Raw genomic sequence first — 15,660 nt, 5'->3', positions numbered from 1 at the left:
GGGCTTGGGTGTCTGACATGGGAAGCAGGGACAAGCCCCGTGACCGGACAGTCATGGCGTCGATCCGCGGGAACCGCGAATCGACGCCGATGTCGCCTCAGAGCCGACGTTTGCGGTTGAGCGTCGGTATGGTGGTTTGCGGGACTTCCACCTGTTTTGCCTGCGCCGAGGTCTGCGCCGCCAGCGCGGCCAGGGTCGGCTGGCTGAACAGCGTCCGCGCATCGACGTGCAGCCCGGCCTGACGCATGCGCGCCACCAGACTGACCGCCAGCAACGAATGCCCGCCGAGCTCAAAGAAGTGGTCGTTGCGCCCGACCTGCTCCAGTTGCAGCACCTCGGCCCAGATCTGCGCCAGCCGGATTTCGACCTCGCCCTCGGGCGCCTCGTAGCGGCGACTGAGCACCGCCTCCGCCCCCGGTGCCGGCAAGGCCTTGCGGTCGACCTTGTCGTTGGGGGTCAGGGGCAGCGCGTCGAGTTTCACGTAAGCGCCCGGCGCCATGTACTCCGGCAAACGCTCCAGCACATGGGCACGCAAGGTTTCGATGGGGGGCGCGTCGAATCCTTCGCGCACGGTGAAATACGCCACCAGTCGCTCGTCCCGCACCAGCACCACCGCTTCACGCACCGCCGGGTGCTCGATCAGCCGCGCTTCGATTTCCCCCGGTTCCAGACGCAGGCCGCGCAGCTTGATCTGGAAGTCGTTGCGGCCGAGGAATTCGAGGTTGCCGTCCGCCCGGTAGCGCACCAGATCGCCGGTGCGGTACAGGCGATCACCGGCCACGAACGGGCTGTCGATGAAGCGCTCGGCCTGCATGTCCGGCAGTCCCAGATAACCCCGCGCGACCCCGACCCCGCCGATGTGCAGGTGGCCGCTGACACCGAATGGCACCGGTTGATCGTGGGCATCCAGCACATAGAGCCGGGTGTTGCTCAGCGCCTTGCCGATCGGCACCACGGTTTCCGGCACCGGTTGATCCGGCTCCAGCGTCCAGCCGGTGCTGTCGACGGTGGTTTCGGTCGGGCCGTAGACGTTGTGCAGACGCACCCATGGCAGGCGCTCGCGCACGCGCCGGGCCAGTGCGGCGGTCAGCTCACCGCCACCGTTGAGCACGTCGGTCAGGCTGGTGCACTGGCTGACATCGTCCTGTTCGATGAACTGTTGCAGCAGCGCCGGCACGAACTTGACCACGGTGATCTGCCGTTCGCGAATCACCTGGGTCACATAGGCCGAATCGCGGTTGCCGTCGGGACGCGCCAGCACCAGCCGCAGGCCGGAACACAGCGGCCAGAAAATCTCCCACACCGAACTGTCGAAGCTGAATGGCGCCTTCTGCAGCAGCGCGCCGTGCTCGGTCGGCGGGCTGATCTGCGAGCCCCAGTGCACCATGTTGCAGGCGCTTCGGTACTCGATCATCACGCCCTTCGGCGTGCCGGTGGAGCCCGAGGTGTAGATCATGTAGGCCAGGTTTGAAGCGTTCAAACCCGGTATTTGCAGGTTGTCGGCGGACGCGTGCTGCCAGGTGCAACGGTCGAAATCGATGACCGGCACACCCGGCTCGCCCAACAGATTGCGGGTGGTCTCGTGTACCAGCACCGCCACCGGAGCGCTGTCCTGCAGCATGTAATGCAGGCGTTCCAGCGGATAGTCCGGATCCAGCGGCACATACGCACCGCCGGCCTTGAGAATGCCGAGCAGGCCAACCACCAGATCCAGGCTGCGTTCGACACAGATCGCCACCCGCGAATCGGGCTGCACACCGTGCTCGCGTAGATGATGCGCCAGACGGTTGGCCTGTTCGTTCAGCTGGCGATAGGTCAGTTGTTGCTCGCCAGCCTGCAACGCAATGGCGTCGGGTCTGCGCTGAGCTTGCTGTTCGAACAGCACCTGAAGCGGCTGATCGAGCGGGCAATCGACTTCGCTGGCATTGAACTCGACCAGCAGTTGTTCAAGCTCCGTCGCCGGCAGGATCGGCAAGCGATTCAGCGGCTGTTGCGGGGTTTGCTCCAGGGCATCGACCAGTGCCTGCAACGCGGTTTGCACGTAGTCGCCGATGCGCTGCGCACCTATGCTCATCAGGGTTCGCGTGGTGATCTGCAAAGCGCTGCCCAGATCATCAACGCTCAGGGTCATCGGGTAATTGGTGCGCTCTTCATTTTCCAGAGTCTGAATGCCTTGCCAGGCTTGGTCCGACGCCGATTCCTGCGCCTCTAGTTCGGAGTGCCGATAGTTGAGCAACGCACTGAACAGCGGCGCCGGCGACGCAACGCCGCTGCAACGCTGGGCCAGCGCCAGTGACGCATGTTCGTGCCCGAGCAAGTCGGTCAATCGGGCGTGGGTGAGTAGCACCGCATCGCGCGCGCCCCGGTCCATGTCCACCCGCAATGGCAAGGTGTTGATGAACACACCCAGCGCCCGGTCCGCGCCCTCGCCTCCCTGCATCCGGCCCATAAAAACGCTGCCGAATACCACATGTTCCTGCCCCGAGGTCGCCGCCAGCACCTGCGCCCAGGCCAGGTGAATCAGGCTGGCCACGCTGACGCCCGCCTGCCGCGCCTGAAGGCGCAAGCGCCGATCAAGTTCCGGCGCTAGCGTGCGTACGGCTTCGTCGATGCCGCGCCCGTCGCCCTGCACATCCTGCAAGCCGAACGGCAAGGTCGGCTCGTCGATGTCGGCGAGCATTTCGCGGAAGAACGCTTCATGTTCCTGTTCGCTGACACCGAGCCGGGTCTGGGCCACGTAATTGCGATAAGGCACCGCTGGCGGCAGCGGTTTATCGAGCCCCAGCAGGTTGGCGCGCATTTCCTGACGCAAGACTTCCAGCGCGATGTGATCCAGCGCCAGGTGATGGAACAACAGAATCGCCACGATCCGCCCTTGGGCCAGGTCGCGCGCATACATCAGCCGGATCAGCGGCGCCTGACTGACGTCGATGCGATAACGCCGGGCATCGAAACGCGCGTGCAGTTGCGCGAGGACATCGCCCTCGGCCGGATCAAGGGTGACTTCCTGCACCGGCAGTTCGGCTTCGCGCCAGATCACCTGCACCGGGGTGGTCAAGCCTTCCCAGACCACCGCAGTGCGCAGGATATCGTGGCGCGTCATGACCTGACGCAGCGCGGCCGCATAGGCCTCGACCCGCTCGACGCTGTCGAACGCCAGCTGCGATTGCAGCAGGTACGGATCACCCTTTGCGGCGGTGATGTGATGATAAAGGATGCCTTCCTGCAACGGCGCCAGCGGATAAATGTCCTGCACGTTGGCCGCCCCGCCCGGCACGGTGGCGATGATCCGGTCGAGGGTGGCCTGATCCAGTTCTACCAACGGCAACAGGTCCGGGTTGATCTGCGTGCAACCTGGCGGAATGCGGTTGGCCGGCACTTCGACCTCGCGGCCAGTGCCCACCGACGCGGCCAGTGCCGCCAATGTCGGCTGGCCGAACAGCACGCGCACATCGCTGCTCATGCCGAGCTGCCGCATGCGTTCGATCAGGTTGACCGCCAGCAACGAGTGCCCGCCCAGTTCAAAGAAGTGATCGTGACGCCCGACCTTTTCGACTTGCAGCACCTCGGCCCAGATCTGCGCCAGGAGGATTTCGACATCGCCTTGCGGGGCTTCATATTCGCGGCGGATCAACGCCTCAGGCCCCGGTGCCGGCAACGCCTGGCGATCCAGTTTGCCGTTGGCCGTCAGCGGCAACGCCGTCAAACGCACGTAGGCCGATGGCAGCATCGCGCTGGGCAGACGGGGCTTGAGGTGAGCATGCAGTTGCGTGATATCCAGCGGCTGGCGTTCGGTGAACCAGGCCAGCAACTGCCCGTCGCGCACCTGCACCACCGCATCGCGCACGGATTCATGGCTGCTCAACGCCGCTTCGATTTCGCCGGGCTCGATGCGCACGCCACGGATTTTCACCTGATCGTCGTTGCGGCCCAGGTATTCGATAGTGCCGTCCGGGCGCCAGCGTGCGAGATCGCCGGTGCGATACATCCGCGCGTTGGGCCGGGGGCTGAACGGATCGTCGAGAAAGCGCTCGGCAGTCAACTCCGGACGGTTGAAGTACCCCCGCGCCACCCCGGCGCCACCGACGTACAGCTCGCCGGCCACGCCAATCGGCACCGGACGCTGTCGGTCATCCAGCAGATAGGCCGTGGCATTGCTCACGGGTTTGCCGATGTGCAGCGTCCGGCCCGGTTCGATTCGGCCCGAGGTGGCGACGACTGTGGCTTCGGTCGGGCCGTAGTTGTTGATCACCGCGAACGTCTGCTCGCGATTGAACTGGCGCAGGCGATCGCCGCCGATCAGCAGCGTGCGCAAGGTCGGGTGTTCTAGGTGGCGGCTGAAGGCGTACTCGGCAATCGGGGTCGGCAGGAAACTCACGTCCAGCGGCTGCGCGCGCCACCAGTCGAGCAGCGCGTCGATGTCTTCGCCGCCATCGCGGGAAGGCGCCAGGTACAGGGTCGCGCCGGCACACAGCGCCGGCCAGACTTCCCAGGCCATGGCGTCGAAACCGAAGCCGGCGAGGCTTGAAGTGTGGCGACCGGCACACAGATCGAAGGCCGCGCAATGCCAGTCGACCAGGTTCGATAACGTGTGATGCTCGACCATCACGCCTTTGGGCTGGCCGGTGGAGCCGGAGGTGTAGATCACGTAGGCCAGGTGCGCGGTGGTCAGCCCCGGGACGTCGGGGTCGAGATCGTTGATCGGCCAGCCGCGCGGATCGATTTCGATCACCGGCACGTCCAGCACCGGCAAGCGTTCGCGCAGATCGCGCTGGGTCAGAACCACGACCGGAGCGCTATCGCTCAACAAATAGCTCAACCGTTCCGCAGGGTGAGCCGGATCGACCGGCACGTAACCGGCGCCGGACTTGAGGATCGCCAGCAGCGCGACCAGTGTGTCCAGCCCTCGGCGGGCGACCAGCGCCACGCGGTCATCGGGTCGCACGCCGAGCCCGATCAAATGATGGGCCAGAGCGTTGGCCTGTCGGTTCAGGTCGGCATAGGTCAGCCGCAAGCCCTGGAACTCTGCCGCCACTGCATCCGGTCGCATCGCCGCTTGCGCTTCGATGCGCTGGTGGATGGTCAGGTCATTGGGGAATTCAACGCGCGTGTCATTCCAGTGCTGCAGCAACGCCGTTTCGGCCGGCAGGCTCAGGCTGAAATCGCCCACCGCCAGCGCGGGTTCTTCAAGCCCCTGCTCCAGCACCCACAGCAAGCGCCCGCTCAGCGCCGCGATTTCGTCGGCGTCAAAGGAGGCTTCGTTGTACACCATGTACAAACTGTCCTCGTCGTCGCCCCGGCTGCTCAGCAGGTGCACGGACAGCGGCGTGCCCTCTTCGTGGTTCGACACTTTGACCACCCGCCCCTGCGCATCGCCGTAGCGGTACTCATGCGCGTCGCGCTCATAGGACACGGTCACTTCGAACAGCTGCGAGCGATCCTCGCGCAGCAGACCGAGTGCACGGTTCATTTCGCTGAGGGGGAAACGCTGATGGCGGAAATCCTGTTTCAACTCATCGCCAATCGCCTTGACCAGCGCCTTGAACGACAACTCGCGGCCGAACCCCATGCGCACCGCGCTGACCTGGGTGAACAGCCCCAGGGTCGATTTGAACCGGGCGCCGGAGCGGTTGAGCAGCGGCACGCCCACCACCCATTCGTCACGCTGGGCGCTGCGGCTGAAATACACATGGATCGCTGCCAGCAACACATGAAACGCCGACGCGCCGTACTCTCGGGCCACCTGCTTCATGCGTTCATGCAGGCGTGCCGGAAAGACTTGCGAGAAAATCCGGGTCGGTGCCGCAGCGCCGGCAAAGCGTTCCTGATAACGCGGCAACAACAGCGGCTCGGGACGGTGCTGGTATTTGTCCAGCCAGTACGCACGGTCACGGGCATAACGGGCGGACTGAAAATACCGCGCATCATCACGGATGAAATCGACATAGGACGGTGCCGAATCGGGCGGCTGCTGCCCGAGCGCCAGCGCGTTGTAAATCTCGTCGAGGGATTTGAGCATCTCGCCGAAACCCCAGCCATCGACGATCAGGTGATGTGCCTGGAGTGACAGCCAATGGCAGTCGTCATCGAGGCAGATCAGGCAAAACCGGAACAACGGCCCGCCGTTCAGTGTGAACCGCTGCTCAATGCATTCCTGAGTCAGTTGGCGTGCGGCGGAATAAGGGTCGGGATGGCTGCGAAAATCGTGCACCGGCATCGGCACCGGCATCGATTGCGCGAAACGCTGCAACGGCAGCCCATGCTCGCCGGCCCCCGGCAGCAGGCTGGTGCGCATGGCGTCATGCCGGGCCACGAGCCCTTCAAGCGCCGCCTGCATCAGCGCCGGATCCAGCGGCCCGGTCAGCTCGACATAACCACCGATGTTGTACATCGGCGAATTCCCCTGACGCACTTGATCGAGCCAGATATCGCGCTGGGCAGCGGTCAGCGGGAAAGCCTCGGAAATCGCGGACAGACCGTCCGCCGCGTCGGCAGCAAATTGGTTCATAAGATCCATCTCACGTGATTTGGCGCGTATTCAAGCATCGGCCCCGAAATCGGCGTGACACGTGAAACCCGGACAACCCTGCTCACTTTGTACAGTCCTGCGACCCAACAGGGCCGGACAGGTCAGCGATCCCCCTAAAAGTTCGGAAAGAAATGGCTGAAAATCCTGTAGGACAATCGCCACTCGTTGCTACCGACTAGCGCCTTGCAATTGTGGGACGCGGCGGCTCAAGCCCCGGATTTCGGGGTTCGCACTAGACCGTACAGTCACGGACTACGTGACCTTACACATTGACCTGACAGAAACGTGACGCCATTTTTTCGGAAATGGTGGCACTTTGTGTCCCTGTTTTCCCCTACAGACGTAGGACAAATGCATAGGCTTAAATCCCGCTCCAGATCGATTTCAAGGAGAAAAGACTGGGTGGGCGTTTCACGGGTTCATGCACGGCAGACGATTCGGCAATGGCTCTAAATCAGGGATGACAAGGATATGAATCTGACCGGCAGTCTTCGCAACATGGAAAATCCGCACTTTTACTGGCAACTGGGTGAACTGATCGCCAGCACCGGCAACGAGCGTTTTGCCACGAACATGTTCCAGTTGGTCGACAACCTCGTGCCGGTCAATCGCGTCCATCTCAGTGAGTGGACCCTGGATGAGCGGGAAGCCAGCGTGGTCGAGATCAAGGCCTTGGGCAGTGCCGGTTTGCCGGACACTTTCCCGCCCCCGGATCCGTTGCAGCACCCGGACGACCATCCGCTGCTGCAACAGATGATCGAGATGAACGACTCGCTACTGATTCAACTGAAAGCCTCGCTCCAGCATCGACACCCGCACCACAGCGTCCACCAATGCAATCTGGTGTCCCGCACGTCCAACCGCCGTTGCGTCATTTCGTTCTACCGTCCCCACACGCATCGGGTGTTTTCCCTGCCGGAACTGTCGTTCCTCAAGCGTCTGTCCGACACCCTGTTGCCCTTGATCGAGCGCCACGCGCACATCAGTCGCCAAGCCATCGCCCGCCAACCCCGCGCGCCACAAGCCGATCAACCCCAGACGCCGTTGCAACAGGTGTTCGACGAACGCCTGGCGTTGGGCGATATCACCTTGTCGGTGCGTGAGAAAGAGGTCTGTCTGGGCCTGCTGACCGGCGGCACCGTGCCGCAGATGGCAGAAAAGCTGCGGGTCAAGAACAGCTCGATCGAGACCTACCTCAAGCGCGCGGCCGCCAAGCTTGGGGTCAGCGGCCGTCACGGTCTGGCGAAATGGATGGCCGGGGCCTGATCCGGCATTTTTCTCACTCCGGGCGCCCGGCGTCCGCTCTCATTCGTGAACGAGGCTGGTTGATGTCCAGGTTGCCGATTTCCCTGCTGTCCGCCGCGCTGCTGCTGGGCGGTTGTTCGTTGATTCCCGATTACCAGCGACCGGCATCGCCGAGCGCGGCGCAGTATCCCCAAGGTCCGGCGTATGCCGCGCAATCCCCGGTCACACCCCGGGTCGAGGACTGGCGCGCGCTGTTCAATGACCCGGCGTTGCAGCAATTGATCGAAAGCGCACTGGTCAACAACCGTGATCTGCGGGTGGCCGCGCTGAACGTCGAGGCGTTTCAGGCGCAGTACCGCATCCAGCGTGCCGATCTGCTGCCGGCGGTGTCGGCCAACGCCAACGAACTGCGTCAGCGGGTGCCGTCCAGCGTGACCCGCACCAAGGCGGCGATCACCTCGACCTATTCGGTGAACCTGGGCATCAGCGCCTATGAACTGGACTTCTTCGGCCGGGTGCGCAGCCTCAGCGAGCAGGCGCTGCTGACCTGGCTGTCCACCGAAGAGGCCCGGCGCAGTGCGCAATTGAGCCTGGTGGCCAACGTCGCCAACGCCTACCTGACCTGGCGCGCCGATCAGGAGTTGCTGGCGCTGGCCCAGGAGACGCTGGCCGCCGACGAACGAAGCCTGCACCTGACCACCCGCAACCGCGAGGCCGGCAAATCCTCGGCGCTGGATCAGATTCAGGCGCAGACCAGTGTCGACAGCACCCGCGCGAGCCTGGCCCGTTATCAGCGTCAGGTCGCCCAGGACTTGAACAGCCTGACGCTGCTGGTGGGCGCGCCGGTGCCCGAGCACCTGCCAGCGCGTCCGCTGGACAGTGATCTGGTGGCAACCGTGCCGGCCGGGTTGCCGTCGGATTTGTTGCAACGCCGGCCGGACATTCTCCAGGCCGAATACAAGCTGCGTGCCGCCAATGCAAACATCGGCGCGGCGCGGGCGGCGTTTTTCCCGAGTGTCAGCCTGACCGCCAATGCCGGGACGTCCAGCCGTGATCTGTCCGGGCTGTTCAAGGGCGGCTCCGGGGCCTGGACGTTCCAGCCGCAGATCAACCTTCCGATCTTCAATGCCGGCAGTCTGCGCGCCAGCCTGGATTACGCGAAGCTGCAAAAAGACATCACCATCGCCGAGTACGAAAAGACCATTCAGACGGCATTCCAGGAAGTGTCCGACGGCCTCGCGGCGCGCCAGACCTACGAACAGCAACTCCAGGCCCAGCGCGACCTGGTGCAGGCGACCCAGGATTATTACGACATGGCGCAGCACCGCTATCGAAGCGGCGTCGACAGCAGCCTGACGTTCCTCGATGCCCAGCGTTCGCTGTTCAGTTCCCAGCAAGGACTGATTACCGACCGGTTGGCGCAACTGGTCGCGCAAGTGAACCTGTACACCGCGCTGGGCGGTGGCTGGAGCCCGGTCGAGCCGCTTCCGCCATCTCCCTGAGTCATTTTTTCTTACACCTTTTGTCGCCAGATCCCACATTGCCCGGCGATCGAAAACCGGCGCAGCGGATCATTTTGGTATCATGCGCCGCTTTTACGGTTAACCCGCCTGCCTGTCCTGCCGACTGGCGGGCTCCAAAGGGCGGTATGAAATGACGGCTTTGTTGACTCGCCGCAAGGTGCTTGCGGGAATGGGCGTACTCGGTCTCGGCCTGCTCGCCGGCTGCGACACCCGCGGCGAACTGTCGTACAAGTACGGCAAGGATCTGAGCGACAAGATCCTCGGACGCACCTTCAAGCTCAAGGACACCGAAGGCAACACCGTGTCGCTGTCGAGCTTTCGCGGCCTGATGCCGATGATCTTCTTCGGTTTCACCCAGTGCCCGGCGATCTGCCCGACGACGCTGGCCCGCGCCGCGAAAATCAAGAAGCTGATGGGCAAGGACGGCGACATCCTGCAAGTGGTGTTCATCACCCTCGACCCGGAACGCGACACCCCGGAAATCCTCGACGCCTACGTCAAGACCTTCGATCCAAGCTTCGTCGCGCTGTACGGCACCCTCGAAGAAACCAAGGCCACCGCCAAGGAATTCGACGTGTTCTACGAAAAAGTCCCGGCCGGCGACACCTATACCCTTTCCCACACCGCCACCAGCTATGTCTACGACACCCGGGGCAACTTGCGTGTGGGCCTGTCTCAATCGCTTTCTGCACAAGAGTGCACGGAAGATTTGCTTACCGTCATGGAGGTCTGCTGATGAACCCTTTTCTGAACAACATCAAACGTGCCGCACTGGGCCTGTCCCTGCTGGGCCTGGCTTTCCAGGTATCGGCGCAGACCAAAGTCGACGACGCCTGGGTGCGTGCGACCGTGCCGAACCAGTCGGCCAGCGGCGCGTTCATGACCGTCACCGCCGACAGCGACAGCAAGCTGCTCAGCGTTGCCTCGCCTGCGGCCAAAGACGTGCAGATTCATGAAATGACCATGAAGAACGACGTGATGAGCATGGGCCCGGTGAAATCGGTCGACCTGCCGGCGGGCAAAGCCGTTAACTTCGACCCGAATGGCTACCACGTGATGCTGATGGGCCTGACCGCTCAGCTGAAGGAAGGCGACAGCGTGCCGCTGACCCTGACCGTCGAAAACGCCAAGGGCGAAAAGGAAACCGTTGAAGTGAAAGCGCCGGTCAAGGCGCTGACCATGGAAGGCCACGATCACAGCAAGATGCATTGATCGCTGACTGACAGATCTACGGTTTCAAAAAACAAAAGGGGCGGCATGATCGATGATCATGCCGCCCCTTTTGCATCTGGATATCAGACCAGTTTCAATTCGACCTCGATATTGTTGCGCGTAGCCTTGGAGTACGGGCACACCTGATGCGCCGCATCCACCAGCTGCTGCGCCGCGCCACGCTCCATTCCCGGCAGGCTTACATTCAGTCGCGCCTGCAGGAGATACCCTCCCGAATTAGTGCCCAGGTCCACTTCGGCATCCACCGCCAGGTCTGCCGGCAGGCTGATTTTCTGCTGCCCCGCCACCGCTTTCATCGCGCCAATGAAACACGCCGACCAGCCTGCGGCGAACAATTGTTCCGGATTGGTCCCGCCGCCACTGGAACCGGGCGACGACAGTTTTACATCGAGGATCCCGTCGGAACTGCGCGATGCGCCGTCACGTCCGCCGGTGGTGTGGGTTTTCGCGGTGTAGAGGACTTTTTCGATCTGACTCATGGCGATCTCCTGAATGAAAAACAGCAGATTGTTCACTCGGCGCCTCCCGTCGCAGCCTTGAGGTGCGCCACCCGTTTCACACAGCCCTCTCACTATAGACGCGGGTTTACCGCTCACCCGGCCGGCGGACGTGCGGGCACCCAGACCATCCACGGCCTCAGCAAAAAACCGTTGCTGGAATCCAGCCTCCTCACCTCGACCTCATGGAAAGCATGCTTTACATTAGCAAAAGCTTCGACGACTATGTAAAGCGTCTTTTACATAGGAGTTTGGACATGAACCGATTCAATCGAGAGATGGCCGCGGCCATGGTTCTGTACGCAGTGGTGCTGCTGGCATCGCAATTCGCACTGATTTATCTGGCGGATGCCAACGTTTACCTGCGCGGCGTCATCGTGCTGATACCCATGATTCCGGTCGGTTTGTTCTGCTGGACGGTCGTACGTGACATGCGACGTCTCGACGAAATGTATCTGCGTATCCAGTTCGAAGCGCTCGGCTTTGCTTTCGCAGCATCGGCCCTGCTGACCTTCACTTACGGTTTTCTGGAAACGGTGGGCGCCCCGCACATCCCGTGGCTTTGGGTCTGGCCGGTGATGGGCGCGATGTGGATGATCGGCCTGCGCATCGCGCGGCGCCGCTACCAATGAAGAACCGGCTCAAGGAACTGCGCGCCGAGCGCAAGTGGTCGCAGGTGGATCTGGCCGAACGCTTGAACGTTTCGCGCCAGACCATCAATGCGATTGAAAACGAACGTTACGACCCGAGCCTGCCTCTGGCGTTCCAGATTGCCCGGGCGTTCGAGATGCCGATTGAGAGTATCTTCGATGACACAGTGAGTTGATTCGAAAACTCCGCCCGTCAGCACAGGCTGCCGGGCGGGCCGTTCAGAAAGGACGAGTGTTCAGCTCCCCGCCCCGCCATGCGCCTCTTCAAAGAAATAATCCTTCCAGCTGTCCGCCTTGTTCTTCAGCACACCCAGCTCCTGCAATTTCTCTGCATAGATAAAGGTGCGTTGCGGCACCACGGTGAAATCGATTTCCGGGTCGGTGACGATTTTCTCCACCAGCGCCAACGGCAGTTTCGACTGCTCGACACGGATATAGGCCTGGGCCGCCGCAGGTTTGTCGGCCTTGATGATCTTCTCGGCCTCGGCCAGGGCGTCGTAGAACGCCTTGTAGGTTTTCGGGTTTTCGTCGTGGAATTTTTCCGTGGTGTAGAGCACGTTGAACGTGGCCTGGCCGCCGAGCACGTCGTAGGAACTCAGCACTTTATGTACGTTGGGATTCTGCAACGCCTGGTACTGGAACGGTGGGCTGGAGAAATGCGCGTTGATTTCCGAGCCGCCGGCGATCAATGCGGCCGTGGCATCCGGGTGCGGCAGGCTGACGGAGATGTCGTCGAATTTCTTGTATTGGTCATTGCCGAATTCCTTGGCCGTTTCGATCTGCAGCGTGCGGGACTGGAAGCCCACACCCGCTGCCGGTACGGCGATGCGATCCTTGTCGCTGAAGTCCTTGAGGGTTTTCACGTTCGGGTTATTGGTCAGCAGGTAGTTAGGCATCGAGCCCAGCGAAGCGATGGCCTTGACGTTCTGCTTGCCCTTGGTGCGATCCCACACGGTGAGCATCGGCGGCACGCCGGCCGAGACCACGTCCAGGGATCCGGTGAGCAGCGCTTCGTTCATGGCGGTGGCGCCGGAAATGCTGTTCCAGTCGACCTTGATGTCCAGGCCCTGGGCCTTGCCGTGTTTCTCGATCAATTGCTGATCGCGCACCACATCCAGAATCAGATAACCGATGCCGAATTGCTGGGCGATGCTGATCTTGCCTTCGGCTTGAGCAGTGTTTCCGAGCAGCGCACCAGCCAGCGAAGCCGCCAGCAGCGTCAGTGCAGAACGTTTGAACGGTAGGGCCATGACAACCTCGCAGTGATTTACCGGGAAATCTGTGAGGCCGGACTCTATCGCTATAAAAAACGAAATTTAAATACCGTTATCGCATATTGATATCACCTGAACGTCAGCCTTCCAGAAACGCGTGCAATTCCGACCCCAAGCCATCGAACACCGCTGAAACCCGCTGCACCCGGCGCATGTCCTGATGCAAGGCGATCCACACATCCACCGTAAAATCCACGTCTGCGGGCAGAACTCGTATCAGACCATGGCGCTCGGCCAGTTGCCGGGAACATACGCCAATCCCCAGCCCGGCACGCAACGCCGCCCACTGCGCCAGATGATCATCGGTGCGAATGGCCGTGTGCTCGGCTGAACAATCGAAGCCGCGCTCGCGCAGGAATTCGATCTCGCCCGCATTGCGATCCGGGCCGATCAGCGAAAAACGGCGCAAGTCCTCAGGCGTTTCAGGCACGCCCTGCTCCGCCAGCAATTCCGGCGTGGCGTACAGGCCGACGTGCAGGTCGCCGACCTTGCGCGCCACCACCGAAGCTTCGGTCGGGCGGCGGATGCGCACGGCGACGTCGGCCTCTTGCTGTGAGAGAGTTTGCAGACGATTCGACACGTTCAGTTCCAGCGCCAATTGCGGGTGCTGCTGACGTAAACGGCGCAACATCGGCGGCAGGATCTCGACGCCCAATAGCTTGCCGGCCGTCAGGCGCACGGTGCCGCCGGTTTGCGCCACGTCGGCGGAAGCGGCGCGGTTGAAGGCGTTGGCGGCCAGGGCCATGGCTTCGACGTGGCCGATCAACTCCCTGGCGGTCTCGGTCGGCAACAGCCCCGAGGGCGAACGAATGAACAGGCTGACGCCGACGCTCTGCTCCAGCGCCTCGATCCGCCGCCGCGCCGTGGCCTGGGCGATTCCCAGCAAACGCGCGGCGCCCGACAGACTGCCGGTGCGCAGTACCGCGAGAAAGGCACGCTGGGTTTCCCATTGAAGTTGTGGAGCGTTCATACATTTCCTGTGAGCGGTTGGGCAGTTTTGGCCGATGTTCATTCACCGGGGTCTGCGGCATGCTGCGCGAGCATACCGCACGGGCCTTGCGCCCGGCATCGAACCCGCAGTTGAAGGAGCCTTGCCCATGACACTCACCGGCCAATGTCGCTGCAGTGCCGTCCGCTATCAGTTGAACACCGACGTGCCGCCGGCGATCTACGCCTGCCATTGCACGGATTGCCAGACCTGGAGCGGCAGCGCCTTTGCCCTGCACGCCCTGCTGCCCGCCGACGCCCTGACGTTGACCGGGCCACTGACCACTTATGCCTACGATCTCAATGGCCAGCACGCCGAACATCAGGTGTGCAGCGTCTGCCACACGCGTCTGTGCAACACCACAACGGCCGCGCCGGGGATGAAAGTGCTGCGCGCCGGCACGCTCGATGAAAGTCGCTCACTGCAACCGATGGCGCACATCTGGGTGAGTCGCAAACAACCCTGGCTGACGCTGCCCGAGGGGCTGCCGAGCTGGCCGCAGAGCCCCACCCCGCAAGCCTTCGGCGAAGCCCTCATGGCGTACGCTGGTTGAACCGAGTTCTGAGCCCGTCGGCGTTCGACGACAAACGCTTCGCGGTGTCCACAAACGGGGTGACGATCAGGCTGTACAACGTCAGATAGCGCGTGCGGTCCTGCTCGCCCGTGCCGAAGCGCAAGACTTCGGGCTTTGAAGTGGTGACGTACAGCGTGCCGAACAGCCAGTCCCACAGTGACAGATTGATCGCGAAGTTCTTGTTGAAATGTCGTGGGGCGTCGCTGTGGTGGATCTGGTGCTGGGCCGGGCTGTTGAGCACATGTTCGACAGCCGGCCCGAACGACAGCCAGACATGGCTGTGCCGCAGATTGGAACCCAGGCTGTTGATGATCAGCACCAGCCAGGTCACGCCGAACAGCGTATAGCGGCTGACCTCGCCGCCGCAGGCGTACCAGACCACACCGGCAAACGCGCCGAGGCCAGCGGTGATGACGGTTCGTTCAACAATCGATTCGACAATGTGAATCCGGCTGGCCGTGGCCGGCACCAGCACCGGCGCCGAATGGTGAACCTTGTGAAATTCCCACAGATAGCGGGAATGGAAGGCGCGGTGAATCCAGTAATGCAGAAAATCCCTGAACAGGAACACACCCAGTCCGTAGAACAGCGCGATCATCGGGTGATCCGGCACTTGCGCGCGCGCGCCCCAGAGCTGAGTGAAAAACTGCGCGTAGTCGCCCGAACGCAGAATGTGCGGATCGACGAGGCCGACCACGGGCAACACCAGCGTCAACCGAAGAATCGCCTTGATGAAGTAATAACGGTAATCCAGCCAGGCCGAACGATGCCCGTGGACACGCCCGCCGCCGACAAATTGCCAAAAGGATCGGGCCTGCGTCAGATGTCGGGATTTTCGGTGGCGATAGAGGCCGTAAGCCACGCCGTACGACGTGAGCAGAAACACCACACCAAGACGACCGTTCAAATCGAACAGGCCAAGGAACTGCTGGGTGACCGGATCGATCACCCAGCGGCTGAGCTGCGCAAAGAGTTGCGTGAGGACATCCACGGAGCTTGATCTCCATCAGAGGTCGCGCATTGTAAATCGCACTGGTTCGCAAATGCAGCACGAACGGATCAAAGGCCGGTTAAACAGCCTGAAACAATAAAACCGCCGCCGCACTCGGGACGGAAAACCGCCAGCACGGCCTCCGATCAAGGCCCC

Annotated in this window: 12 protein-coding genes; 7 read left to right on the top strand and 5 right to left on the bottom strand. The window is 62.4% G+C overall.

The window, feature by feature from the left end; genetic code table 11:
• Nucleotides 1-97 precede the first annotated feature (97 nt).
• Nucleotides 98-6,508, bottom strand: a complete 6,411-nt coding sequence (locus AC0R79_RS12575) for an amino acid adenylation domain-containing protein (RefSeq protein ID WP_474734627.1) — start codon at nt 6,506-6,508, stop codon at nt 98-100.
• A gap of 492 nt (nt 6,509-7,000) precedes the next feature.
• Here AC0R79_RS12575 and AC0R79_RS12570 point away from each other — a divergent pair, with 492 nt between their 5' ends.
• The 4 genes from AC0R79_RS12570 (at nt 7,001) to AC0R79_RS12555 (ending at nt 10,509) form a co-directional block, all read left to right on the top strand.
• The gene (locus tag AC0R79_RS12570; protein ID WP_007956875.1) at nt 7,001-7,795 is read left to right on the top strand and encodes a helix-turn-helix transcriptional regulator; all 795 of its coding nucleotides are present in this window, start codon (nt 7,001-7,003) and stop codon (nt 7,793-7,795) included.
• Between the two features lie 62 nt (nt 7,796-7,857).
• Nucleotides 7,858-9,276: an AdeC/AdeK/OprM family multidrug efflux complex outer membrane factor gene (gene adeC, locus AC0R79_RS12565; protein ID WP_474734625.1), complete on the top strand. Its 1,419-nt coding sequence runs from the start codon at nt 7,858-7,860 to the stop codon at nt 9,274-9,276.
• Nucleotides 9,277-9,427: 151 nt separating this feature from the next.
• On the top strand, nt 9,428-10,033 hold the full coding sequence (locus tag AC0R79_RS12560) for an SCO family protein (protein WP_007956879.1): 606 nt from the start codon (nt 9,428-9,430) through the stop codon (nt 10,031-10,033).
• Nucleotides 10,033-10,509, top strand: coding sequence for a copper chaperone PCu(A)C (locus AC0R79_RS12555; RefSeq protein ID WP_007956880.1), 477 nt, complete (start codon nt 10,033-10,035; stop codon nt 10,507-10,509). The genes AC0R79_RS12560 and AC0R79_RS12555 overlap by 1 nt, the downstream gene beginning before the upstream one ends.
• Nucleotides 10,510-10,592: 83 nt before the next feature.
• Here AC0R79_RS12555 and AC0R79_RS12550 read toward each other — a convergent pair whose 3' ends face one another.
• Entirely contained in the window at nt 10,593-11,009 is a 417-nt protein-coding gene (locus AC0R79_RS12550; RefSeq protein WP_007956881.1) for an organic hydroperoxide resistance protein, read from the bottom strand.
• A 275-nt stretch (nt 11,010-11,284) separates the two neighbouring features.
• On the opposite strand from AC0R79_RS12550, the gene AC0R79_RS12545 reads away from it, so the two are divergent.
• The gene (locus AC0R79_RS12545) at nt 11,285-11,659 is read left to right on the top strand and encodes a hypothetical protein (protein ID WP_474734623.1); all 375 of its coding nucleotides are present in this window, start codon (nt 11,285-11,287) and stop codon (nt 11,657-11,659) included.
• Complete coding sequence (locus tag AC0R79_RS12540) at nt 11,656-11,853, top strand: helix-turn-helix transcriptional regulator (RefSeq protein WP_007956901.1); 198 nt, start codon at nt 11,656-11,658, stop codon at nt 11,851-11,853. The genes AC0R79_RS12545 and AC0R79_RS12540 overlap by 4 nt, the downstream gene beginning before the upstream one ends.
• A 60-nt stretch (nt 11,854-11,913) precedes the next feature.
• On the opposite strand, the gene AC0R79_RS12535 is transcribed toward AC0R79_RS12540, so the two are convergent.
• A complete protein-coding gene (locus AC0R79_RS12535) occupies nt 11,914-12,927 on the bottom strand; it encodes an ABC transporter substrate-binding protein (RefSeq protein ID WP_085608945.1) in 1,014 nt (337 codons plus the stop codon).
• Between the two features lie 103 nt (nt 12,928-13,030).
• Nucleotides 13,031-13,921 (bottom strand): LysR family transcriptional regulator, encoded by an 891-nt coding sequence (locus AC0R79_RS12530; RefSeq protein WP_474734621.1) that lies wholly within the window; start codon nt 13,919-13,921, stop codon nt 13,031-13,033.
• 127 nt (nt 13,922-14,048) lie between these two features.
• On the opposite strand from AC0R79_RS12530, the gene AC0R79_RS12525 reads away from it, so the two are divergent.
• A complete protein-coding gene (locus AC0R79_RS12525) occupies nt 14,049-14,492 on the top strand; it encodes a GFA family protein (protein ID WP_127797710.1) in 444 nt (147 codons plus the stop codon).
• On the opposite strand, the gene AC0R79_RS12520 is transcribed toward AC0R79_RS12525, so the two are convergent.
• Nucleotides 14,473-15,504, bottom strand: coding sequence for a sterol desaturase family protein (locus AC0R79_RS12520; protein WP_474734619.1), 1,032 nt, complete (start codon nt 15,502-15,504; stop codon nt 14,473-14,475). The genes AC0R79_RS12525 and AC0R79_RS12520 overlap by 20 nt on opposite strands.
• Between the last annotated feature and the right edge of the window lie 156 nt (nt 15,505-15,660).

This window comes from Pseudomonas sp. HD57-3 (genome assembly GCF_056113135.1).
This window is presented reverse-complemented; position numbering and strand designations above follow the sequence as displayed.